The organism is Microbacterium hatanonis (genome assembly GCF_008017415.1).
Classification (GTDB): Bacteria; Actinomycetota; Actinomycetes; order Actinomycetales; family Microbacteriaceae; genus Microbacterium; species Microbacterium hatanonis.
In genome coordinates this window covers 155,260-176,229 of record NZ_VRSV01000001.1, presented here as the reverse complement: position 1 = coordinate 176,229, position 20,970 = coordinate 155,260, and the positions used below count along the sequence as shown (strand labels likewise).

Annotated in this window: 19 protein-coding genes; 6 read left to right on the top strand and 13 right to left on the bottom strand. The window is 72.0% G+C overall.

Annotated elements, in window-relative coordinates:
• Nucleotides 1-25 precede the first annotated feature (25 nt).
• Together FVP77_RS00855 and FVP77_RS00850 are read right to left on the bottom strand one after the other, a co-directional pair.
• A complete protein-coding gene (locus tag FVP77_RS00855; RefSeq protein WP_147892822.1) occupies nucleotides 26-742 on the bottom strand; it encodes a class I SAM-dependent methyltransferase in 717 nt (238 codons plus the stop codon).
• Between the two features lie 22 nt (nucleotides 743-764).
• Nucleotides 765-1,328 (bottom strand): DUF402 domain-containing protein, encoded by a 564-nt coding sequence (locus tag FVP77_RS00850; RefSeq protein ID WP_147892821.1) that lies wholly within the window; start codon nucleotides 1,326-1,328, stop codon nucleotides 765-767.
• Nucleotides 1,329-1,430: 102 nt separating this feature from the next.
• On the opposite strand from FVP77_RS00850, the gene FVP77_RS00845 reads away from it, so the two are divergent.
• Entirely contained in the window at nucleotides 1,431-2,720 is a 1,290-nt protein-coding gene (locus tag FVP77_RS00845; RefSeq protein WP_147892820.1) for an isochorismate synthase, read from the top strand.
• A gap of 9 nt (nucleotides 2,721-2,729) precedes the next feature.
• Here FVP77_RS00845 and FVP77_RS00840 read toward each other — a convergent pair whose 3' ends face one another.
• From FVP77_RS00840 to FVP77_RS00815, 6 genes are all read right to left on the bottom strand, one after another.
• Nucleotides 2,730-3,584, bottom strand: coding sequence for a polyphosphate kinase 2 family protein (locus tag FVP77_RS00840; protein WP_147892819.1), 855 nt, complete (start codon nucleotides 3,582-3,584; stop codon nucleotides 2,730-2,732).
• Nucleotides 3,585-3,642: 58 nt separating this feature from the next.
• The gene (locus FVP77_RS00835) at nucleotides 3,643-4,896 is read right to left on the bottom strand and encodes an ABC transporter permease (protein WP_147892818.1); all 1,254 of its coding nucleotides are present in this window, start codon (nucleotides 4,894-4,896) and stop codon (nucleotides 3,643-3,645) included.
• The gene (locus FVP77_RS00830) at nucleotides 4,893-5,639 is read right to left on the bottom strand and encodes an ABC transporter ATP-binding protein (RefSeq protein WP_147892817.1); all 747 of its coding nucleotides are present in this window, start codon (nucleotides 5,637-5,639) and stop codon (nucleotides 4,893-4,895) included. The genes FVP77_RS00835 and FVP77_RS00830 overlap by 4 nt, the downstream gene beginning before the upstream one ends.
• Complete coding sequence (locus FVP77_RS00825; RefSeq protein ID WP_147892816.1) at nucleotides 5,636-6,631, bottom strand: permuted SH3 domain-containing protein; 996 nt, start codon at nucleotides 6,629-6,631, stop codon at nucleotides 5,636-5,638. Before FVP77_RS00825 ends, FVP77_RS00830 begins: the two co-directional genes overlap by 4 nt.
• 155 nt (nucleotides 6,632-6,786) lie before the next feature.
• Nucleotides 6,787-8,559, bottom strand: a complete 1,773-nt coding sequence (gene menD / locus FVP77_RS00820; protein WP_147892815.1) for a 2-succinyl-5-enolpyruvyl-6-hydroxy-3-cyclohexene-1-carboxylic-acid synthase — start codon at nucleotides 8,557-8,559, stop codon at nucleotides 6,787-6,789.
• Nucleotide 8,560: 1 nt separating this feature from the next.
• The gene (locus tag FVP77_RS00815) at nucleotides 8,561-8,980 is read right to left on the bottom strand and encodes a PLD nuclease N-terminal domain-containing protein (RefSeq protein ID WP_147892814.1); all 420 of its coding nucleotides are present in this window, start codon (nucleotides 8,978-8,980) and stop codon (nucleotides 8,561-8,563) included.
• Nucleotides 8,981-9,044: 64 nt separating this feature from the next.
• Between FVP77_RS00815 and FVP77_RS00810 the strand changes: the two genes are divergently transcribed.
• Nucleotides 9,045-9,338, top strand: a complete 294-nt coding sequence (locus FVP77_RS00810) for a DUF4229 domain-containing protein (RefSeq protein WP_147892813.1) — start codon at nucleotides 9,045-9,047, stop codon at nucleotides 9,336-9,338.
• Nucleotides 9,339-9,377: 39 nt separating this feature from the next.
• On the opposite strand, the gene FVP77_RS00805 is transcribed toward FVP77_RS00810, so the two are convergent.
• From FVP77_RS00805 to FVP77_RS00790, 4 genes are all read right to left on the bottom strand, one after another.
• Nucleotides 9,378-10,349 (bottom strand): 1,4-dihydroxy-2-naphthoate polyprenyltransferase, encoded by a 972-nt coding sequence (locus FVP77_RS00805; RefSeq protein ID WP_147892812.1) that lies wholly within the window; start codon nucleotides 10,347-10,349, stop codon nucleotides 9,378-9,380.
• A 65-nt stretch (nucleotides 10,350-10,414) separates the two neighbouring features.
• The gene (locus tag FVP77_RS00800) at nucleotides 10,415-11,563 is read right to left on the bottom strand and encodes an AMP-binding protein (RefSeq protein WP_147892811.1); all 1,149 of its coding nucleotides are present in this window, start codon (nucleotides 11,561-11,563) and stop codon (nucleotides 10,415-10,417) included.
• A gap of 64 nt (nucleotides 11,564-11,627) precedes the next feature.
• On the bottom strand, nucleotides 11,628-12,527 hold the full coding sequence (locus FVP77_RS00795; protein WP_147892810.1) for a 1,4-dihydroxy-2-naphthoyl-CoA synthase: 900 nt from the start codon (nucleotides 12,525-12,527) through the stop codon (nucleotides 11,628-11,630).
• The gene (locus tag FVP77_RS00790) at nucleotides 12,527-13,327 is read right to left on the bottom strand and encodes an LLM class F420-dependent oxidoreductase (RefSeq protein ID WP_147892809.1); all 801 of its coding nucleotides are present in this window, start codon (nucleotides 13,325-13,327) and stop codon (nucleotides 12,527-12,529) included. Before FVP77_RS00790 ends, FVP77_RS00795 begins: the two co-directional genes overlap by 1 nt.
• Before the next feature lie 33 nt (nucleotides 13,328-13,360).
• Here FVP77_RS00790 and FVP77_RS00785 point away from each other — a divergent pair, with 33 nt between their 5' ends.
• Nucleotides 13,361-14,356: an o-succinylbenzoate synthase gene (locus FVP77_RS00785; protein ID WP_147892808.1), complete on the top strand. Its 996-nt coding sequence runs from the start codon at nucleotides 13,361-13,363 to the stop codon at nucleotides 14,354-14,356.
• Here the strand turns inward: FVP77_RS00785 and FVP77_RS00780 are convergent.
• On the bottom strand, nucleotides 14,337-14,975 hold the full coding sequence (locus FVP77_RS00780; protein WP_147892807.1) for a TetR/AcrR family transcriptional regulator: 639 nt from the start codon (nucleotides 14,973-14,975) through the stop codon (nucleotides 14,337-14,339). The two genes, FVP77_RS00785 and FVP77_RS00780, sit on opposite strands and share 20 nt — an antisense overlap.
• A gap of 116 nt (nucleotides 14,976-15,091) precedes the next feature.
• Here FVP77_RS00780 and FVP77_RS00775 point away from each other — a divergent pair, with 116 nt between their 5' ends.
• From FVP77_RS00775 to FVP77_RS00765, 3 genes are all read left to right on the top strand, one after another.
• Nucleotides 15,092-17,863 carry an MMPL family transporter gene (locus FVP77_RS00775; protein ID WP_147892806.1) on the top strand — a complete coding sequence of 924 codons (2,772 nt, stop codon included), beginning with the start codon at nucleotides 15,092-15,094 and terminating at the stop codon, nucleotides 17,861-17,863.
• A complete protein-coding gene (locus tag FVP77_RS00770) occupies nucleotides 17,860-19,827 on the top strand; it encodes a YhgE/Pip family protein (RefSeq protein ID WP_147892805.1) in 1,968 nt (655 codons plus the stop codon). Before FVP77_RS00775 ends, FVP77_RS00770 begins: the two co-directional genes overlap by 4 nt.
• A 173-nt stretch (nucleotides 19,828-20,000) precedes the next feature.
• On the top strand, nucleotides 20,001-20,903 hold the full coding sequence (locus FVP77_RS00765) for an endonuclease domain-containing protein (RefSeq protein WP_147892804.1): 903 nt from the start codon (nucleotides 20,001-20,003) through the stop codon (nucleotides 20,901-20,903).
• Nucleotides 20,904-20,970 lie beyond the last annotated feature (67 nt).

The following is a 20,970-nucleotide window of genomic DNA, read 5'->3' as shown; positions in this document are numbered from 1 at the left end:
CCTACCGTGCGGGGGTGGAGGAGCTTCATGAGGGATTGGTCCCCCGGTGCAGCGCTACGATGCCCAGCGACAGATTGCGGTAGGCCACGTCGACCCACCCTTCCTCGCGCATCCATGCCGAGAGCGTCGGCTGGTCGGGCCAGTGGCGGATCGACTCGTTGAGGTAGTCGTACGCCTCGGAGTTGGAGCTGACCACGCGCGCCACCCGGGGAAGCACGCGGTCGTTGTAGAAGCGGTACAGGCCGCCGAACAGCGCCGACGGAGGGGTCGAGAACTCGCACACGACGATGCGGCCGCCGGGCTTGGTCACCCGTCGCAGTTCGCGGAGCGCCTTCTTCGGCTGGTCGACGTTGCGCAGGCCGAACGACATAGTGACCGTGTCGAACTCGTCGTCGTCGAACGGCAGGTCGGTGGCGTTGGCCTCCACGAACGACAGGTTCGGGAGGTCGGCGTAGCGTCGGGCGCCCTCGGCGATCATTCCCGGCGAGAAGTCGGCGGCGACCACGTCGGCGCCGCTGCGCGCGAGCGCCACGCTCGAGGCCCCGGTGCCGGCGGCGAGATCGAGGATGCGCTGTCCTGCCTGCGGCGCCACGGCACGGGTCGTCGCCACGCGCCAGAAGCGGTCGTTCCCGAGGCTGAGCACCGTGTTCGTGCGGTCGTACTTCGCGGCGACCTGGTCGAACATGCCGCTCACGCGGGCCGGATCCTTCGCGAGATCGGCGCGGTTGGGCTCGGGGGTCATACCGCGAGTCTAGGCGGCGCGGTCAGTGGTCAGCCGGTGGTGCCTCGGCGTCGAACGATCCGTGGAGCTGCGTCATACGACCCAACCACCGGTCGATCGTGGCGTCGTCGAAGGGCGCCTCGCGACGGCTCACGCGCGCCTCCAGATCGAGCGTGACGGCCTCGAGCCGGTCGACGACGTCGAGGGGGTACCCGTATTTCACGCGGTGCTCCTCCCACTCGTCCCGGTCGTCGATCCATACGCCGCGGTCCGCCTGCTCGACCACGTCGAGGTCCATGTCGATGCCGGTCGGCACGCCCGCGTCCCAGCGCGCATCCCAGGCCAGATCGATGTACACCCGCGTGCGATGGGCCGGGGCGTTCGCCGTGAAGACCCACTCGCCGCTCGGGGGCAGGAGGGTGACGTTGTCGGTGCTCGCGACCACGTCTCGCCCCGGACGGTGGCTGCGCCATCCGGCGAACTGCCCGAACCAGTCGCCGAACTCGTCAGAACCCAGGTAGACGCAGTCGTGCACCCAGTGCGGCGAGGCGTCCCACTTGCGCCAGCGGAACACGAGACGGGTGCCGGGTGCGGGGCGGGTCGTCATGCCCGAAGTCTAGATCGACCCCCGCATCCCTCAGGCCGCGCGTCGTCTCGACACCGATCGTTCGCCGCTCGGGCGGCGGAACCCGGTCGTAGGCTGGATGCTGTGACGCCCGACACGCTCCCCCTCCCCCGCCTGCGCGTGGTGACGCGGGAGATCGACCCCGTCGAAGACGTGCTGTCGTACACCCCCTCGTACGCCCCGGCGTTCTGGAGCAGGCGCGATGCCTCGCTCGCGGCGTTCGGGTCGATCCACGAGCTGCGCGCGGCGGGGGGTGTCGAGTCCCCGGCGCGCTTCGTCGCCGAACGGTGGCGGGCCATCGCCGCCGCGGCCGAGATCGACGACCCCGTGGGGCTCCCCGGAACGGGGCTGATCGCGCTCGGCTCCTTCACCTTCGACCCCCGTTCGGCGAAGACGAGCACGCTGACCGTGCCGTGGATCGTGGTCGGGCGCCGCGGAGGACGCTCGTGGGTGACGCGCATCAGCCACGCCGACTCGGTGGTCGACGACGAGCTCCTCGGGCTCCCCGCGCGCGTGCCGTACGGCCCCCACTGGTCGGCCACCCTCGGACCCGGCGCGATGGATCCTGACGCGTACCAGGGCGCGGTGCGCGCAGCCCTCGGCGCCATCGAGCGACACGAGGTCGACAAGGTCGTGCTCGCCCGCGATCTCGTCGGCACCGCACCGGTCGGCGCCGACCTGCGACGGCTCGTGCGGTCGCTGGCCTCGGGCTACCCCGACTGCTGGATCTTCGCCGTCGACGGTCTCATCGGCGCGAGCCCCGAGACGCTCGTCACCGTCTCGGCCGGCACCGTCACCGCGCGCGTGCTGGCCGGCACCACCGCACGGGGGGCCGACGTCGACGCGGATGCCGCCGCATCCGTCGCCCTCGCCACGAGTCCGAAGGATCAGGACGAGCACCGCTTCGCCGTGCAGAGCGTGCTCGCCTCGCTCCGACCGCACACGAGTGCGCTCGCCGCCGCCGAGCAGCCCTTCACGCTGCGGCTGCCGAACGTCTGGCATCTCGCGACCGACGTGGAGGGCGTGCTGTCGGATGCGGCGTCGTCGCTCGATCTGCTCGAGGCCCTGCACCCGACGGCGGCCGTCGCCGGCACCCCCACGCGCGACGCCGTCGAGCTGATCCATCGCCTCGAGCCGTTCGACCGCGGCCGCTACGCCGGCGCCGTCGGGTGGGTCGACGGCGCGGGCGACGGTGAGTGGGCGATCGCGCTTCGCTGCGCCCAGTTCGACATCGATGCCGCGCCCGCGGGCTCGCGCGACGCGATCCCGCTGACGGCCTACGCGGGGGCGGGGATCGTCGCCGGCAGCGACCCGGAGTCGGAGCTGCTCGAGACGCGGGTGAAGTTCCGCCCGATCGTCGAAGCCCTCGCCTGAGGCCGGGGGTCAGGAGGAGGCGAGCCGCTCCTTCTCGCGCTCCACGTCGTAGTCGGCGACCGGCCACCTCGGGTCGATGTCATCGAGCGCGGCGAGCAGCAGCCGCTGCACGGCCAGGCGCGCGAACCACTTGCGGTCCGCGGGCACCACGAACCACGGCGCGACGTCGGTCGAGGTGCGCTCGAGCATGACCTGGTACGCGGCCATGTAGTCGTCCCAGAGCTCGCGCTCGTCCACGTCGCCGGGGTTGTACTTCCAGTGCTTCTCCGGGCGGTCCAGGCGCGCGGCCAGTCGCTCCTTCTGCTCGTCCTTCGAGATGTGCAGCATGACCTTCACGACCCGGATGCCGCGGTCCGCGGCATCCGCCTCGAAGCGCTCGATCGCTCCGTACCGTCGTTCGATCTCATCGGCGGGGGCGAGGCTGCGCACCCGGCCGATCAGCACGTCCTCGTAGTGCGACCGGTCGAAGACGCCGATCTTGCCGCGTGCGGGCAGGCGTTTCGCGATGCGCCAGAGGAAATCGTGCTGCAGCTCCTCGGCGGTCGGCTTCTTGAACGACGCCAGCTCGACGCCCTGCGGGTCGACGGCGCCGACGACGTGGCGGACGATCCCGCCCTTGCCCGAGGTGTCCATGCCCTGCAGCACCAGCAGCACAGAGCCCGACGCCGTGCCGGCCACGCTCTGCGCGAAGAGGCGCTCCTGCAGATCGTCGAGCGTCGGCACGCCGTCGGCGAGGTCGGCGGCCCCCGTCGTCTTCGACCCTTCGTACCCCGGCGTCTCGCGGGGGTCGAGGTCGGCCAGCCGGAACCCGGCGCCGACGCGCAGGGCCTCGCGGGCGGGAGTGGTCCATCCGTGTGCGCTCATCGGTTCATCTTCCGCCCGCCGTCCGTGCGGCGCCATCCCTTGCCCGCCGGACACCGCGTCAGTAACGGATCGCGTCGATCACCTTCACGCGCACGGCCACCAGCGCCGGGAGGAGCCCGGCGAGAGCGCCCACCGCGCAGGCCGCGACGAGCCCGAGCACGGCCGCGTCGACCGGGAACGGCGGGAAGTCCTCGATCAGGCCTTGACCGATGAGGTCGCGCACCCACGGGCTCTGCACGATGAGGATCGCCGCGGCGACGCCGACGACACCGGCGACGACGGTCGCCACGACGCTCTCCATCATGACGGCGAAGAACACCCGCCCCGCGGTCGCACCGAAGCTGCGGCGGATGCCGATCTCACGCACCCGCTGCTTCACGGTGACCAACGCGATGTTCACGAGTCCGAGCGCCCCGAGCAGCAGCACCAGCACGGCGATCCCCGACACCACCAGCTGCACCACCACGAACGAGTCGTTGCCGTAGTACGCGGCGTCCTGCCGGTAGACGTCGACGTTCGTCCCCTCGCCGAGGTCGGAGGAGACGTCGCGTGTCACGAGATCGGACAGCTCCTCCCAGTTCTCGGGCGGCAACCACATCTCGTACTGCACGGACGAGCCCGCGTAGGGGTCGACGGGGGCAGCACCCGCACCGGCGACGGCGTCGGCCGCCTGGTAGGCGCCGAGCTGGTCGGCGAGCATGTACATCGACGGGTAGGTGTCCCAGTCGGGCGACGGCGTGACCCCGACGATCACGGCGACCGTGCCCTCGAACCCGCCGAGGGAGAGGGTCGGATGCTGCGCGAGGTCGGGACGCCCGAGCGTGTTCCAGAAGTACTCGTTGACGATCACCCGGGGCGCCAGCATCTCGGCGGTCTCGGCCGAGAACCACTCCCCCTCCAGCATCCGCACGCGGTGCATCTCGCCGTAGGGCTGGTCGACCCCCTGCGTTCCGACCTGCACGACCCCGGCAGGCGAATCGACGGGCATCTGCGTGCTCGCGTTGCGACTGGCGTACGAGATGCCGTACCGGGCGGTCGCCGTCTCCCAGGCGGCGTCGAGCGTGGCGGTGTCGACGGCCTGACCGTCGTTGCGATAAGCGTTCAGCCAGACGCTCGCCGGGCGTCCGCTCTGTCTCTCACTGAGCTCGGTGGTCGCCTGCTGCATGATCCCGCCCAGCGCCACGACCGTCGTCAGCGAGCAGACCGCCACCGCGACTCCCACGAGCGACAGCAGCACTCGGGTGCGATGGATGCGCACCTCCTGCCAGGCCTCGGCGAGCGCGCCGACGAAGCCGGTGAGCAGCCGGTTCACGACGTCGGCTCCGCGGCGGCGAGGAGGCGCCGCGATTCGGAGGCGGCGGATGCGGAGGCATCGGTCGCCCGGGTCAGCACCCCCGCTTCGAGGCGGTAGTGATCACGCGACCGGGCGGCGATGGCCGGGTCGTGGGTGATCACGACGAGGGCGGCCTTCGTGCGCGCGGCGACGGCGTCGATGAGCTCCATGACCGACTGGCCGGTGTCCAGGTCGAGGGCACCGGTCGGCTCGTCGGCCAGGATCAGGCGCGGCCCGCGCACGAGGGAGCGCGCGATCGCGACCCGCTGCTGCTCTCCGCCCGACAGGCGGTCGGGCAGGCTCTCGAGGCGGTGGCCGAGTCCGACCTCCTCGAGCATCTCGGCCGCGAGCGCCCGCCGTCGCCAGAATTGGCGGCCCTCGGCGTAGTAGAGCGGCATCATGACGTTCTCGAGGGCGGTGCGCCCGGGAAGCAGGTTGAACTGCTGGAAGACGAAGCCGATCTCGCGGCCGCGTACCCGATCCCGCTCCCTGGAGGAGTAGTCCTTCACCGGGCGTCCGGCGAACTCGACGATGCCGCTGGTGGGCAGATCGAGCAGCCCGAGGATGTTGAGGAGGGTCGATTTGCCCGATCCGGAGCGCCCGACGACCGAGATGCGGTCGTTCTCGACGACGGTCAGGTCGACACCGTTGAGGATCGTCAGCGCGGGCTGGTCGGGCGGCAGGACCGTGCGGGTCACCGCCTCCAGATGCAGCAGCGTCACGGCATGTCCCCGCAGACGATGGAGCCGTCGGGCATCGTCGTGCACCCGTCGGGCCCCGGGACGAGAGCGTCGGCTCCGGGGGCGAACTCGCGCACGACGTCTCCGTCGGCGAGACCGCCCGTGATCTCGACCTGGCGGCCGTCGCTCAGCCCGAGCCCCACGGCGCGCTCCTCGACGGCGCCGTCGGCGGCGACGACCCACACCGCTCCGCTCTGCGCCGCTCCTCGCACCGCCGTGGTCGGCACCACGAGCACGCCTTCGGCGCGGCCGCCCGCGATCGTCATCTCGGCGGCGAGGCCGGGGAAGACCGTGACACCCTCGGGCACCGGGCAGCTGACGGTCGTCGTGGTTCCGGAGCCCGGATCGGCCGTGCCCCCCGTCGCCGTCGAGGCGTCGGCGTTCGCGCCGGCGAGCGGGGTGACGATGCGCAATCCCGTGCAGCTGAAGGGCGCGGGGCCGCCGGTGATGGCGACGGATGCTTCGGTGGGCTGATTCAGCAACCGGTACTGCTGGGCGGGCTGCAGCGAGCCCGTGACGGAGTAGGTGGGCGGGGCGACCTGCCCCGCGGCCTGGCCGATCGACACCGCCTGCCCGGCGATCACGTCGAGGGAGCTGAGTGTGCCCGACGTCGGGGCGGTCACCTCGACGTACCGGTAGATCGGCGGCAGGGGGTTGCCCTCGGCGTCGACCGATTTCGACGGGTCGCGCACGATCTCGACCTTGACGTCGAAGATCGCCTGGTCGGCGTTCACGGTGGCCCCGACTTCTGTGTAGATCTTGTTGACGGTCCCCTCGGCCGTCGACTTCACCGCGACGGCGGGGTCGGCCGACACCGTCGCGTCGAGCACGACGTCGTTGGTGATCGTCCCGACGGCGACGGGGATCGTCGGCTCCATGACGGCGCCGGTCGGCATGGCGGAATCGGCCTCCACTGCGCGGTCCGGGAAGAACGCGAGCTTCGCGAGGGCGATCGCGATGACCGCGATCAGCACGATTCGGAGGATGGGAAAGACCCATCGCCTGGCAACACCCATGTCGTCCCCCTCGGACCGGTTCGCTTCTCGCACGCTACCTAACGCGCAGTCGATGCTACCGCGTAATGGAGAGTACTACGCAACACGAACACCCGAGGTGTCCGGGCACCTCGTCATCGCGCGAGCGGAACCTCGATCAGCTGCCGTCCACCGGCCGGCGCCGTGAGCAGCTGGTCGAGCGCAGAGCGGGTCGTGACGCGGTGGTACTCCCACCCGTACGCGAGGGCGAGCTGTTCGAGACGCACCGCCTGCGGCGTGTACAGCACGCGCTCCATCGCCTCCGCTTCGGCGACTCCGGCCACCTCGAGCCCGTCGAAGATCGTGCCTCCACCGTCGTTGCCGACGACGATCTGCAGTCGCGGCTCCGTCTCGCCGGGAGGCAGGAGCAGCGCCCCGACGTCGTGGAGGAACGCCAGATCGCCCAGCAGCACGCGGGTGACGCCGGGTCGTCCGTCGGCCTGACTCGCCGCCGCGATTCCCGTGGCCGTCGCGATCGTGCCGTCGATCCCCGCGAGACCGCGGTTCGCGTGCACCGGCACCTTCTTTCCGCCGAGCACCGCGTCGGCCACCCGCACGAGCCGCGAGGAGCCGAACATCAGGCGGTCGTGGGGCCAGGTCGCGCGCCACACCGCATCGACGAGCGCCTCCCTGTCGAGGGGGGCGCGCAGCGCGGCGACCTCGGAGGCGAGGGCGCCGCGCCGTTCGCTCGGCACGCTGGAGGCGAGGGCTTCGGCATCGGGGGCGGCCGGGGAGAGATCGACGGATGCGTCGCGGGACGCGCGCATCCAGAGTCCCAGCCACTCGCGATCCGCGTCGCCGGCATCGACGCCGACGGCGTCGACCGTCACCGTCGCGCCGTTGAGGTTGAGAGGTTCGCCGGGTCCGCGCAGCGCCACCACCTCGACGTCGGTGCGGGAGAGCAGCTGCGTCACCTCGCGGCTCAGCGTCGGATGGCCGAACACGACCACCCGCTCGATCGCGCCTCCGAGGTCGGGGTCGCGCAGCAACCCGCGGTATCCGTGCACGAGGTACCGGCCGAACCGGGCGCCGCTGACGATCTCGGCGACGAGCGGCCAGCCGCCGAGGTGCGCGAGGTCTTCCGCAGCCGGACCCGAATCGGCACCCGCGACGACGACGGTGCGCGGACCGCGCGGAAGGACCAGCGGCGCCTCGGCCGCGGGCGAAGCATCCGCGTCTCCGATGCCGCCACCGCCCTGGTACAGCGCGCCGAAGGTGTCGGGCGCCTCGTCGACGGCGGCGGCCACGGTCGACGTCGGCTCGGCGACCCACACAGGCACCGCGCCCCCGAGGGGCTCGCGGTACGGCAGGTTCAGGTGCACGGGCCCGGCGGGCCGGCCGTCGCCGAGGGAGGCTGCGAGCGCCTCGGCTGCCAGGTCGCGCAGCATCCGCGTGCCCTCGCCGGTGCCGTCGGCGTCGGTCTCGTCGGGTACAGCGACGTCGAGCTCGAGCCGCACCGCCTGCGTGAACATGCCGGGCTGCCGCGTGGTCTGGTTGGCGCCGATGCCGCGCAGCTCCGGCGGCCGGTCGGCGGTGAGCAGGAGGAGCGGCACACCGGAGTGGTGCGCTTCGAGCACCGCAGGGAGGAGGTTCGCCACGGCCGTGCCCGACGTGCAGATCACGGCTGCGGGCACCCCGGTCTCACGCCCGATGCCCAGCGCGGTGAACCCGGCGACGCGTTCGTCGATCCGCACGTGCAGACGCAGAAGACCCGCTCGTTCGAGGTCGGCGGCGACGAGGGCGAGCGCCTGGGAGCGCGAGCCCGGGCTGAGCACGACGTGCTCCACGCCACGGGCGATCAACGCACCGAGGAGAGCGGCGGCGGCATCCGTCGCGGGCGAGGCCGCCCCGTGCTCGGGCGCGCTCACGTCAGCCGACGGCGCCGCGCTGACCGCGCGAGTCGTCGCCGTCGTCGGTCGGCTTCTCGGTGGGAGGGATGCTGCCCGGCGCGGCCGGAGGGGTCTGGGGGTCGGCTGCCTCGGAATCGAGCATCGCGAGCTCTTCTTCGAGACGGCGGATGCGTTCGTCCTGGTCGCTGATCGTGCCGATGCTGCCGAGGAACTCGGGATCGTCGTCGGGGGCACGGTGCTTGCGCGCCGACGATGCGCGACCGCGGCCCACGGCGAACCAGAGCACACCGCCGAGAACGGGGAGGAGGATCGTGATGACGATCCAGATGCCCTTGCTCACACCGCGGTGACGCTGGGGAGGTTGAAGGGCGCAGTCGACGATCGTGTACACCCAGAATGCGGTCGCCACGAGCGCCCCGATGAGCAGCACCCTTGTCATCCCCCCATCCTAGGTGCGCCGCCTGAACGTCGGCCTTGCGCCGGGGCGGATCTAGAATGGCCCGATGCGCGTCCGCTCCGCTTTCCTCTACACCGTGCTGCGGTTGCTCGCGTTCCTCGTGCCGTTCTCGGTGCTGATGCTGTTCCCCGCCTTCCAGAACGGGCTGTACTGGCTCGCCGCGATCTTCGCGGCGTTGATCGGTCTCAGCCTGTCCTTACTGTTCCTGCGCCGCCCGCTCGAGTCCGTCTCGGGGGGCCTCGCCGAACGCCGAGCCGCGCGCGCCGAGGCCCGCGGCGCCCAGGTGGACGCCGACAGCGAAGACGCCGTCGACGACGCGCGCCGCGACTCCGACGCCTGACGGCTGACGCGCCGCATCCGCTCGATCGCGGACGCCGCGTCAGCCGATGAAGGCCCAGAAGAGGAAAGCGCCGTACGCCACCGACGTGAGCGACGTCAGCGCGAGTGCGGTGACCAGTTCGCGCGGCGCCCGGTAGGTCCAGACGATCAGGATCGCCGGGAGCGCCGCGAGCAGCGCCATGAGGGTCAGCCACGCGCCGGGGTAGAACTGCGCGAGGAACACCGCGATCGCGAAGGGCAGCAGCACCAGCGCGGTGAACAGCACCTGGGTCGCCCGTTTGCCGATGCGGACGCTGAGGGTCTTCTTGCCCGCCACCTTGTCCTGGTCGATGTCGCGCAGGTTGTTGGCCAGCAGCACCGCGACGGCGAGGAACCCTGCCGCGACCGCCCCGAACCAGGCCTCCTGCGGGATCGAGAGCACCTGCACCCACGTGGTGCCGACGGTGGCGACGAGCCCGAAGAAGACGAAGACGAACAGCTCGCCCAGTCCGGCGTAGCCGTAGGGGCGCTTGCCGCCGGTGTAGAACCAGGCCGCGGCGATGCAGGCGGCGCCCACCAGGAGCAGCCACCACTGCTGGCTGCGGATCACCAGCGCGACACCGGCGAGTCCGGCCAGGGCGAAGAACACCAGCGCCACGATCAGCACGGTGCGCGGCTTCGCGCGGCGCGAGGCCGTGAGACGCGCGGGGCCGACGCGGAAGTCGTCGGTGCCGCGGATGCCGTCGCTGTAGTCGTTGGCGTAGTTCACGCCGATCTGCAGGAACACCGCCACCGCGAGACAGGTGAGCGCGATGACCCAGTGAAACTGGTTGTCGACGAGCCGGGCGGCGCCGGTTCCGATGAGCACCGGGGTGATCGCCAGGGGAAGCGTGCGCAGCCGTGCCGCGCCGATCCAGTCGCGCGCCGTCGCCTTCGGGGGCGGCGGCGGTGCACCTTGCGCCTTGCGCGGGTTTCCGCGCGGCTGCTGCCGCTTGGCGGTGCTCGTTCGGGTCTTTCGCGTCTTGCCTGCCATGAGGAGAGATCCTACGGCGGCGACCGTCCCGTCGCGGGTCGCGGGCTCGGAGCACGGGGCGGATGCTACGTGGCCGAGTCCACCGCGAGTCGTCGCGCCGCCGCGCGGTCGGGCTTTCCGGAGGGGAGCAGGGGGAGCTCGTCGACGAAGCACACCCTCGACGGACGGGCGGGGCGTCCGACCCGCGCCTCCACCGCGTCGCGGGCGCGTTCGAGCACGCCGTCGGTATCGGCATCGCGGGCCGCGACGATGACCGATGCCTCGCCCCACTGCTCGTCGGGCACCGCGACGACGACGGCCGACTCGAGACCGCGGACCCCGCGCACCGCCTGCTCGACGCGGTCCAGGGAGATGTTCACCCCGCCCGAGACGAGCACGTTGTCGATCCGCCCGTGGATGCTCAGCACCCCGTCGTCGATGCGTCCCGAGTCGCCCGTGCGGTACCAGCGCGTGCCGTCGGGGTCGCGGAGGAAGGCGGCATCCGTCCTCTCGGGGTCGCCGAGATAGCCGTCCGCGAGCGTCGGGCCCGACACCCGCACCTCGCCGCCCTCCACGCGCAGCGCGACGCCGTCGAGGGCGACGCCGTCGTACACGCACCCGCCGCTGGTCTCGGTCGAGCCGTAGGTGCGGGCCAGCCGCACGCCCAGGCCCTCCGCCCGCTCGCGCACGGCGGGCGGCAGCGCCTGGCCGCCGACGAGGATGCGCTCGAACGAGCGCACCGCCCCGAGCACGTCGGGGTCGTGGTCGGCAGCGTCGAGGAGCCGCTGCACCTGCGTCGGCACGAGCGAGGTGTAGGTGGGAACGCGCACTCCCCCGACGCTCGACGCCATCGAGCGGGCCGCCGCAGCGAACGCCTCGGGGGAGAAACGTCCGGCGAGGATGGCGGGTTCCCGCCCCGACACGAGCGAGCGTACGAGCACCTGCAGGCCCGCCACGTAGCCGGCCGGCAGGGCGAGCAGCCACGCGCCCTCCCCGAGGCGCGCCGCGGTCGCGAGCGCGCTGGCGGTCAGGGCGCTGCGGCTGAGCGCCACCGACTTCGGCACGCCCGTCGACCCGGAGGTGGTGACGACGACCGCCGTGCCCGGCGGCACCTCGACCGGGAGCGCAGCATCCGTCGCCCCGAGGGCGATCGCCGGACCGGCTCCGAGCACCGCGCCCCGGAGCGCCCGCAGAACCGCCCGGGGTTCGTCGCCGCTGATCGCTTCGAGCCGCATGTCTCCTCGTCAGGTGCCGCACACCGTGTTCTCGCCCACGCCGGATGACCCGGTTCGCGGCGCCTCAGTAGTGGTAGGGGTAGTCGGACCAGTCGGGATCGCGCTTCTCGAGGAACGCATCGCGCCCCTCCACCGCCTCGTCGGTTCCGTAGGCCAGGCGCGTGGCCTCGCCGGCGAAGACCTGCTGGCCGACCAGACCGTCGTCGACCGCGTTGAACGCGAACTTCAACATGCGGATCGCGGTCGGGCTCTTCGTGAGGATCGTGCGAGCCATCGCGATCGCCTCGACCTCGAGCTCGGCATGCGGCACGACGCGGTTGACCGCACCCATCTCGTATGCGCGGTCGGCGGAGTACTCCTCGGCGAGGAAGAACACCTCGCGGGCGAGCTTCTGCCCGATCTGGCGGGCGAAGTAGGCCGAGCCGTACCCGGCGTCGAACGATCCGACGTCGGCATCCGTCTGCTTGAAGCGCCCGTGCTCGCGGCTCGCGATCGACAGGTCGCACACGACGTTCAGCGAGTGCCCGCCGCCCGCGGCCCACCCCGGTACGACCGCGATGACGACCTTGGGCATGAAGCGGATCAGCCGCTGCACCTCGAGGATGTGCAGCCGACCCGCGCGTGCGCCGTCGTCGACCGACGCGTGATCGTCGGAGTACTTGTACCCGTCGCGACCGCGGATGCGCTGGTCGCCGCCCGAGCAGAACGCCCAGCCGCCGTCCTTCGCGCTCGGGCCGTTGCCCGTGAGCAGCACCACGCCGATGCGGGGATCCTGCCGCGCGACGTCGAGCGCGTGGTGCAGCTCGTCCACCGTGTGGGGGCGGAAGGCGTTGCGCACCTCCGGCCGGTCGAACGCGATGCGGGCGATGCGTCCGTCGAGGCTCGTGTGGGCCGTGATGTCCGTGTAGCGCGCGTCGGCGGTGGTCGGCTGCCACACCGCGGCGTCGAACAGCTCCGAGACCATCAGACCGCGTTCTTGCCGTCGCGCCAGCGGAGCCACCGCTTCACGACGTCGTAGTCGGGAGACCCCGGCGCCCAGCCGAGCGTGAACAGCCGAGTGCCCGCATCGAACAGAGCGTCGGCGTCGCTCTCGCCGCGGTTCTTCAGCTCGTTCGAGACGATGAGGCCCGAGAGGTCGCGCCCCTCGGTCTCGGCCCAGTTCTCGATGACGGAGATCTTGTGCGCGAGGCCCTCGGCCGGCACGAAGCTGTGCCAGATGTCGGCGTGCCGGGCGACGAAGCGCAGCGTCTTCTGCTCGCCCGCTCCGCCGATCATTATCGGGATGCGGCGCGTGGGCGGCGGGTTGAGCTTCTCCCAGCGCGAGACGACGCGGTCGAGATCGCGTCCGAGCGCCGTCAGGCGGGAGCCGGCGGTGCCGAACTCGTACCCGTACTCGTCGTAGTCGCGCTCGAACCACCCCGAACCGGTGCCGAAGATGAAGCGCCCCGTGTCGCCGCCGCGAGCGCTGATGTGGTCGATCGTTCGGGCCATGTCGGCCTGCAGGTCGGCGTTGCGGTAGCTGTTGCAGTTGACCAGCGCGCCGAACTCGACGCGCTCCGTCTGCTCGGCCCACGCGGCCAGCATCGTCCACGACTCGAAGTGGGGGCCGTCGGGGTCGCCGTGAAGGGGGAAGAAGTGGTCCCAGTTGAAGAGGATGTCGACGCCGAGGTCCTCCAGCCGCGCGGCCGCTTCGCGGATCTGGGGGTAGGTCGCGTGCTGGGGTTCGATCTGCACGCCGAGGCGCACGGGAGTGTCGAGAAGCATGCCGTCAGCCTATTCCCGCGTCATGATGAGGGGATGAGCACACTGCCGTCTCTCGACGAACTCCTCACGACCGCGCGCGTCGTGGCGCTTCCCCTCGCCACCCGGTTCCGCGGCATCGACGTCCGCGAGGCGATGCTCATCGAAGGACCGAACGGGTGGACCGAGTTCTCGCCGTTCACCGAGTACGGCGATGCCGAAGCATCCGTGTGGCTCGCCGGCGCCGTCGACTTCGGCTGGGCGGATGCTGCGCCCGCGCGCCGCGGCGAGGTGCGGGTCAACGCGACCGTGCCGGCCGTCGCCGCCGACGCGGTGGCCGGAGTGCTCGCGCGGTTCGACGGCTGCCGGACGGCGAAGATCAAGGTCGCCGAGCCCGGACAGGCCCTCGCCGACGACATCGCCCGGGTGGCCGCGGTGCGCGCGGCCCTCGGCCCCGAGGGTCGCATCCGGGTCGACGCCAACGGTGCGTGGAACGTCGACGAGGCCGAGCACGCGATCCACGCACTGGCCGAGTTCGACCTCGAGTACGCGGAGCAGCCGTGCGCGAGCATCGACGAGCTGGCCGAACTCCGCGCGCGCGTGAAGTACATGGGCATCCCGATCGCCGCCGACGAGAGCGTGCGCAAGGCCGACGACCCGCTGCGGGTGGCCCGGGCCGGGGCCGCCGACATCCTGATCGTGAAGGCGCAGCCGCTCGGCGGCGTGCACCGCGCGCTCGAGATCGTCGCACAGGCGGGGCTCCCGGCCGTCGTCTCCAGCGCCCTCGACACCTCGATCGGGCTGTCGATGGGAACCGCGCTGGCCGCCGCCCTCCCCGACCACGACTACGACTGCGGGCTCGGCACCTCGGCGCTGTTCACGAGCGACGTGTGCGATCCCGCGCTCTCCCCGCGCGGCGGCGAGCTCCGGGTCGGGCGCGTGTCGCCGTCCGCGGAACGCCTCGATGCCCTGCAGGTCTCACCGGAGCGCGACGGGTGGTGGCGCGAGCGGCTCTCCCGCTGCCACGCGATCCTCAGCGCGAGTGATCGATGACGAGATCGGCGACGATCGCGAGCGCCTCGCCGATGCGCCGGGTGATGCCCGCCTGATCGTCGCCATCCATGACGGCGTCTTCGGCGGCGGTCGACCAGGCAGTCATGAAGAGATCCGAGGCCTGGGCAGCCGGAAGACGCAGTGAGAGGTCTTTCGCGCGGGCGATGTCGACGATGATCTGCGCGACCTCGGCGCGCAGCTGCGCCCCCTGCGACCGGTAGGCCGCAGCGACGACCGGGTCGCGCAGCGCCCGGATGCGGATCTCGCCCATGAGCAGCACCGCGGTGCGGTCGGCTCCCGATGCCTCCAGCACCTGCTGCACGAGGGTCAGCGAATCGCCGGGGGCACCCGCGAGGCCCTCGGTCTCGAGGTCGGCCACCTTGGCGCGGACGGCGGCGATCTGATGGGCGGCGGCGCGCGCGCACAGCTCGAGGAAAAGCTGCTCCTTGCTCTCGAAGTTCGAGTAGAACGCGCCGCGCGTGTAGCCCGCGGCCTCGCAGACCGCCTCGACGGAGGCCGCGTCGAGACCGACCTCGGCGAAGACCTGCGCTGCGGCGTCGAGCAGTCGCTGGCGGGTGTTCTCGCGTCGTCGCGGAACGGCACCCTCGGTGTCGGTCATGTGTTCCTCCGGTTCACACGGATCGCTCAGCCTCGGCTGGCCGATCCCGTTCTACGATACATCTGTGTATTGGATACAGTGACGTATCGAACTTTCCTGATCGAAACGGAGCATCCGTGTCCACACTGCTGTACTCGCTCGGACGCTGGTCGTACCGGCACGGTGTCCGCGTACTGCTGGCCTGGATCATCATCCTGGCGGCCGCCGGCGGCGGCGCGGCGCTGTTCAGCCAGGGCACCGACAACTCGTTCTCGATCCCCGGCACCGAGTCGCAGGAGGGGCTGCAGCAGCTCTCGCGGACGTTCCCCCAGGTGAGCGGCACGAGCGCGCAGATCATCGTCGTCGCCGCGCCCGGCGACCGCGTCGACGAAGCGCCGTACACGGGCGACATCGCCACCGCGATCGACGAGCTCGAAGCGGTCGACGGAGTGCTGGCCGTGACCGACCCGTTCGACCAGACCGTCGCGGGCCTGGTCAGCGACGACGGGGACGCCGCCATCATCCGTCTGCAGTTCGACGGGCAGTCCGGCGACGTCTCACCCGAGGCCAAGGCCTCGCTCACCGACGTGTCGACCTCCCTGGGCGCCGAGCTGCCCGAGGGCTCGCAGGTCGCCCTCGGCGGCGACCTCTTCGGCACCTCGATCCCCGGAGTGACGATCACCGAGGCGGTCGGGCTCATCATCGCCCTGCTCGTGCTCATCGTCACGTTCCGCTCGTTCGTCGTCGCCGGACTCCCTCTTCTGACCGCGGTGATCGGCGTCGGGCTGTCGATGGCGCTCATCTTCGTGGCGACCGCCTTCGCCTCGATCTCGTCGACGACCCCGCTCCTGGCGCTCATGCTGGGTCTTGCGGTCGGCATCGACTACGCGCTGTTCATCGCCGCACGACATCAGGATCAGGTGCGCGACGGCGTCGATCCCGAAGAATCCGCCGCCCGCGCCACCGGCACTGCCGGGTCGGCCGTCGTCTTCGCCGGCGTGACGGTGCTCATCGCCCTCATCGGCCTGTCGTTCGCGGGCATCCCGTTCCTGACGACGATGGGCATCGCCGCATCCGTCGCCGTGGCGATCGCCGTCCTCGTGGCCGTCACCCTCACCCCCGCGATGCTCGGTCTCGTCAAGGGCCGGATCGTCGGGCGCCCGCGCCGACGGAAGAAGGGGACGGATGCGGCGAGGCACGCCCCGAAGCGGATCAATCCGTGGGTGCGGGTCGTGTCGAAGCATCCGATCGCCGCAACCGTCTCGGTGGTCGCCGTGCTCGGCGTGCTCGCGATCCCGGCGTCGAGCCTCGCCCTCGCACTGCCGAACGCGGGCATGCTGCCCGAGTCGAACCAGGCGAGGCAGAACTACGATCTCGCCGCCGAGTACTTCGGCCCCGGGGTCAACGGCCCGCTCGTCATGACGGGCACCATCGTCACCTCGAACGACCCGGTCACGCTGATGAACGACATCGCCGGCGAGATCGAAGACCTCCCCGGCGTCGAGCGGATCGCCCTGGCCACCCCGAACGAGACGGCCGACACGGGGATCGTCCAGATCGTGCCGTCCACGGCCCCCGACGACCCGGCCACCGCCGACCTCGTGCGCGAGCTGCGCGCGCAGCACGACCGGCTGCTCGACGAGTACGGGATCGATCTCAAGGTGACCGGCTACACGGCGGTGGCGATCGACATCTCCGACCGCCTCTCCGACGCCCTCGTGCCGTTCGCGATCTTCGTCGTCGGACTGTCGTTCATCCTGCTGATGATCGTCTTCCGCTCGATCGCGGTGCCGCTGACCGCCGCGCTCGGCTACCTGCTGTCGGTGGCCGCCGCCTTCGGGGTGGTCGCCGCCGTGTTCGAGTGGGGATGGTTCGCCGACCTGCTGCACGTGACCCGCGTGGGCCCGGTGATCAGCTTCATGCCGATCGTGCTGATGGGCGTGCTGTTCGGACTCGCGATGGACTACCAGGTGTTCCTCGTCACGCGGATGCGGGAGGACTACGTGCACGCCCGCGCCCGGGGCGCCGCCGCCGATGACGCACGGGCGACCGCCATCGAGGCGGTGCGAACCGGCTTCTCGGCCACCGCTCGCGTGGTCACCGCGGCCGCGCTGATCATGTTCGCCGTCTTCGCCGCGTTCGTGCCCGAGGGCGACTCGTCGATCAAACCGATCGCGCTGGGCCTCGCCGTCGGCATCGCCGTCGACGCGTTCCTCGTGCGCATGACCCTCATCCCCGCACTCATGACTCTTCTCGGCGCCAAGGCGTGGTGGATCCCCCGGTGGCTCGACCGACTCCTGCCGTCGTTCGACGTCGAGGGCGAGGCCGTCGAACGCGAGCTGGCGCTGCGGGACTGGCCCGCACCGGGGTCGACCGCGGTCATCGCCGCCGACGGCGCCGGACTCGAGGTGCGCGACGTCGACGTCTTCGCCGGCCTCACCGCCTCGGTCGAACCCGGCGGCGCGATCGTGCTGACCTCCCCCGACGTCCGTGCATCGCGGGCCGCCCTGCTCGCGGTCGCGGGTCGCGTGTCGACGACGTCGGGACTGCTGCGCGTGGCCGGGCACCTGCTCCCCGGCCGAGCCGCCTGGGTGCGCGGGCACGTCGCCATCGCCCTCCTCGACGACACGACCGACCCGCTCGCCGAGCTCCGAGGCGTGCTCGCGGGGAGCCCGGGGCTCGTCGCCCTGCAGGGGCTCGATGCGCTGGCCCACGGCGCCCTGCGCGATCAGGCCGCGGCGACGCTCCGCGACGCTGCCGCCGAAGGCACCTGGACGCTCGCCGTCTCGGCCGCCGATCCTCACGCCGCCCGGGGACTGCTCGACGACGCCGGCTGGCGCGACGTGCAGACCGTCCGCGTCGAGACCCACTCCTCCCGCTCCGCCGAACTCCCCGAGGTGAACGCATGACCGCTTCCACGACGATCACGGGGCGGGCGATCGAGCGCGCGAACTCCCGTCGTCCGATCACCTGGCTCACCGTCATCGGGGCGCTGCTCCTGCCCGCCGTCATCGGCGGCATCCTCGTGGCCGCGCTCTACAACCCCGCCGAACGCCTCGACTCGATCTCGGCCGCCATCGTGAACGACGACCAGGCCGTCACGATCGACGGACAGCTCGTGCCGCTCGGACGCCAGCTCACCGCCGGCCTCGTCGACGGTTCCGACGAGGTGGAGAGCAACTTCGACTGGACGATCACGAACGAGCAGGATGCGTCGGACGGACTCGCCGACGGCACCTACGCCGCCGTCGTGACGATCCCCTCGAACTTCTCGGCCGCCGCGACCTCCACCGCGCCCGGGTCGACTCCCGAACAGGCGACGATCAGCGTCAGCACGCCGCCCGACAGCCTGGTGGTCGACGACGCCATCTCGGCGCAGGTGACCCAGGCCGCCGCATCCCTCACCGGCACCATGCTGAGCGAGACCTACCTGCAGAACGTCTTCCTCGGATTCACCACGCTCGGCGACCAGCTGGGCACCGCGGCCGACGGCGCGCACCAGCTCGCCGACGGCGCTCAGCAGGCCTCCGACGGTGCTGCCCAGCTGCCGTCCGGAGCGACCGCGCTGGGAGACGGGGCCGGGCAGGTGGCCTCGGGGGCGACCCAGCTCGCCGGGGGCCTCGACCAGATCGCGGGCGGCATCGGGCAGTCCGCCGACGGCGCCGGGCAGCTGGCCGCCGGACTGGACGCCGCGGCGGCCGGGGTGAACAACCAGCAGCTCGTGGGTGCCGCCGCATCCGCGAACGGCTACGCGCAGACCGCCGCCGCGCAGACGGCGCAGTTGGCGGCGACTCTCGGCGCCCTCGCGCAGCAGTGCGCGACGGGAACGCTCGATCCCACCCTGTGCGCGCAGGTCGGCGGGGCGGCCCAGAGCGCGGTGGAAGCGGCGACCAGCGCCGGCTACGCCGCGGGCTACACCGCCCCCACCGCCGACGGGATCGCACAGCTGACGGCGCAGTCGTCGGCCGGCCTGAACGAGGCGGCCACGCAGACCCGTGCGCTGCAGTCGGGCCTCAACCAGCTGGCCGCGGGAACCGCGCAGTCGGCCACCGGAGCGCGGGCGCTCTCGACGGGCGCGACGCAGGTGTCGGACGGCGCCGGGCAGCTGGCGACCGGGTCTCAGACCCTCGCCGACGGTGTCGCCCAGCTCGCCACCGGCGTCGACGACCTGGCGAACGGGTTGACCACCGCCGTGGAACAGGTTCCGACCTACACCGAGACGCAGGCGAAGGATCTCGCCTCGGTCGTCGCCGATCCGGTCGCCGCGGAGGGCATCGGCTCGAACCTGTTCGGCTCGACCGCGATCCCGCTCCTGGCGAGCGTGGCCCTCTGGTTCGGCGGGCTCGGCACCTTCGTCGCTCTCCGCGCCGTCACCGCGCGGACGATCAGCTCGCGTCGACCCTCCGCCCTCCTCGCGGGCCGGGCGCTGCTCCCCGCCGCGATCATCGGCGCGGTGCAGGGCCTGCTCGTCGCGGGCGTCGTTCAGCTGGCCGCCTCGTACGACTGGGGCCAGTGGTCGCTGTTCGCGGTGGTGTCGGTGCTCACCGGCATCGCGTTCGCCGCCGTGAACCAGGCGCTCGTCGCGGTGTTCGGCGGCGCCGGACGCTGGATCGCCGCGCTCGTCGGCGTGGTCGCCGTCGCGACCGGGATCGTCTCGACGGTTCCCGGCGTGCTCGCGTCGGTCGCGGGACTCCTCCCCACGGCACCGGCCTACCAGGGCGCGGTCGACGCACTCACCTCGAGCGGCAACCTCGGCGCCGCGATCGCGGGGCTGGCGGTCTGGGCGGTGCTCGCCTTCATCGCGACGACCCTCGCGGTCGCCCGCCGCCGATCGGTCTCGACCCGCGCCCTCCTCGCCGCGTCGCCCGCCTGACGCGCGCGGCCCCGCACCCGCCTCGAAAGTCCAAGACACCCGGACGCCGCCCCCGGGCGGCCCGGGTGTCTTGGACTTTCGGCGTTCCTCCCCAGGGCGCCCGAGGGAGCGGACTGTGCACAGACCTCCCTCGGCGCCGGGATCGGACGCGGGAAGGCTCGCACCCTGGGCGGATGAAACGCGCCGCGCTCCCTCCCTCGTTGCAGGGCTCCTCCTTCCGAACCGCCGCGGCGAGGGCTGAGGGCGTAGCCCGCGACCGGCTCGATGCCTCGGACCTCTTCGCGCCGTTCCACGGCGTGCGTGCGCCGGTCGATGCGCTCCGCGACTCCGTCCCCGACCGGTGCCGTCTCCTGCTGCCGCGGCTCGGTGGACTGCAGTTCTTCAGCCACAGCACCGCCGCCGCGCTCTGGCAGATGCCGCTCCCCCGATCCGCCGAGGTCGGACCCCTGCACGTGGCCGCCTGCCCGCCCGCGCGGGCGCCGCGGACGACCGGAGTCATCGGCCATCGCACCGACCTCACCGCCGAGATGCTCACTCTCGCCCAGGGCTTGCCGGTGCCCTCGGTCGCCGAGACATGGGCCCAGCTCGGCAGCATCCTCACCCTCGACGACCTCGTCGCCGCAGCAGACGGCATCCTGACCACGGGCTCGGCCACGGCCGAGGATCTCGCCGCGGCCGTCGCGCGGCTGCGCAGGAGAGGAGCCCACGATCTCGCTCGGGCACTGTCGGAGATGCGCATCGGCTCGGAATCTCGGCCGGAGACGAGAACGCGCCTCGTGCTGTCGCGCGCCGGACTCCCCGAGCCGGAGCTGAACCAGGACCTGCGCTCGGCGGACGGTCGATTCATCGCGCGTCTCGACATCGCCTATCGGCGCTACCGCGTGTGCGTCGAGTACGACGGCCGCCAGCACGCCGAGCACGCGCAGTTCGTCCGCGACGCCGATCGCTGGGCGGCGATCGAAGCCGAGGGGTGGATCATCGTCCGGGTGCTCGCGCACCACCTCGCCGATCCGCGCGCCCTCGTCGCCCGCGTCGAACGCGCGTTGCGCTCGCGCGGCTGGCCGAACGCCGCCTGAGAGTCCACAACACCCGGACGACGGGCTCGGTGCGTCCGGGTGTTGTGGACTCTCAGAAAGAAAGCGA

What these genes read in the sequence shown, in the direction of transcription:
- FVP77_RS00855 (WP_147892822.1), bottom strand. Translation starts at nt 742, where the DNA reads ATGACCCCCGAGCCCAACCGCGCCGATCTCGCGAAGGATCCGGCCCGC.
- FVP77_RS00850 (WP_147892821.1), bottom strand. Translation starts at nt 1,328, where the DNA reads ATGACGACCCGCCCCGCACCCGGCACCCGTCTCGTGTTCCGCTGGCGC.
- FVP77_RS00840 (WP_147892819.1), bottom strand. Translation starts at nt 3,584, where the DNA reads ATGAGCGCACACGGATGGACCACTCCCGCCCGCGAGGCCCTGCGCGTC.
- FVP77_RS00815 (WP_147892814.1), bottom strand. Translation starts at nt 8,980, where the DNA reads ATGACAAGGGTGCTGCTCATCGGGGCGCTCGTGGCGACCGCATTCTGG.
- FVP77_RS00810 (WP_147892813.1), top strand. Translation starts at nt 9,045, where the DNA reads ATGCGCGTCCGCTCCGCTTTCCTCTACACCGTGCTGCGGTTGCTCGCG.
- FVP77_RS00805 (WP_147892812.1), bottom strand. Translation starts at nt 10,349, where the DNA reads ATGGCAGGCAAGACGCGAAAGACCCGAACGAGCACCGCCAAGCGGCAG.
- FVP77_RS00800 (WP_147892811.1), bottom strand. Translation starts at nt 11,563, where the DNA reads ATGCGGCTCGAAGCGATCAGCGGCGACGAACCCCGGGCGGTTCTGCGG.
- FVP77_RS00795 (WP_147892810.1), bottom strand. Translation starts at nt 12,527, where the DNA reads ATGGTCTCGGAGCTGTTCGACGCCGCGGTGTGGCAGCCGACCACCGCC.
- FVP77_RS00790 (WP_147892809.1), bottom strand. Translation starts at nt 13,327, where the DNA reads ATGCTTCTCGACACTCCCGTGCGCCTCGGCGTGCAGATCGAACCCCAG.
- FVP77_RS00785 (WP_147892808.1), top strand. Translation starts at nt 13,361, where the DNA reads ATGAGCACACTGCCGTCTCTCGACGAACTCCTCACGACCGCGCGCGTC.
- FVP77_RS00780 (WP_147892807.1), bottom strand. Translation starts at nt 14,975, where the DNA reads ATGACCGACACCGAGGGTGCCGTTCCGCGACGACGCGAGAACACCCGC.
- FVP77_RS00770 (WP_147892805.1), top strand. Translation starts at nt 17,860, where the DNA reads ATGACCGCTTCCACGACGATCACGGGGCGGGCGATCGAGCGCGCGAAC.
- FVP77_RS00765 (WP_147892804.1), top strand. Translation starts at nt 20,001, where the DNA reads ATGAAACGCGCCGCGCTCCCTCCCTCGTTGCAGGGCTCCTCCTTCCGA.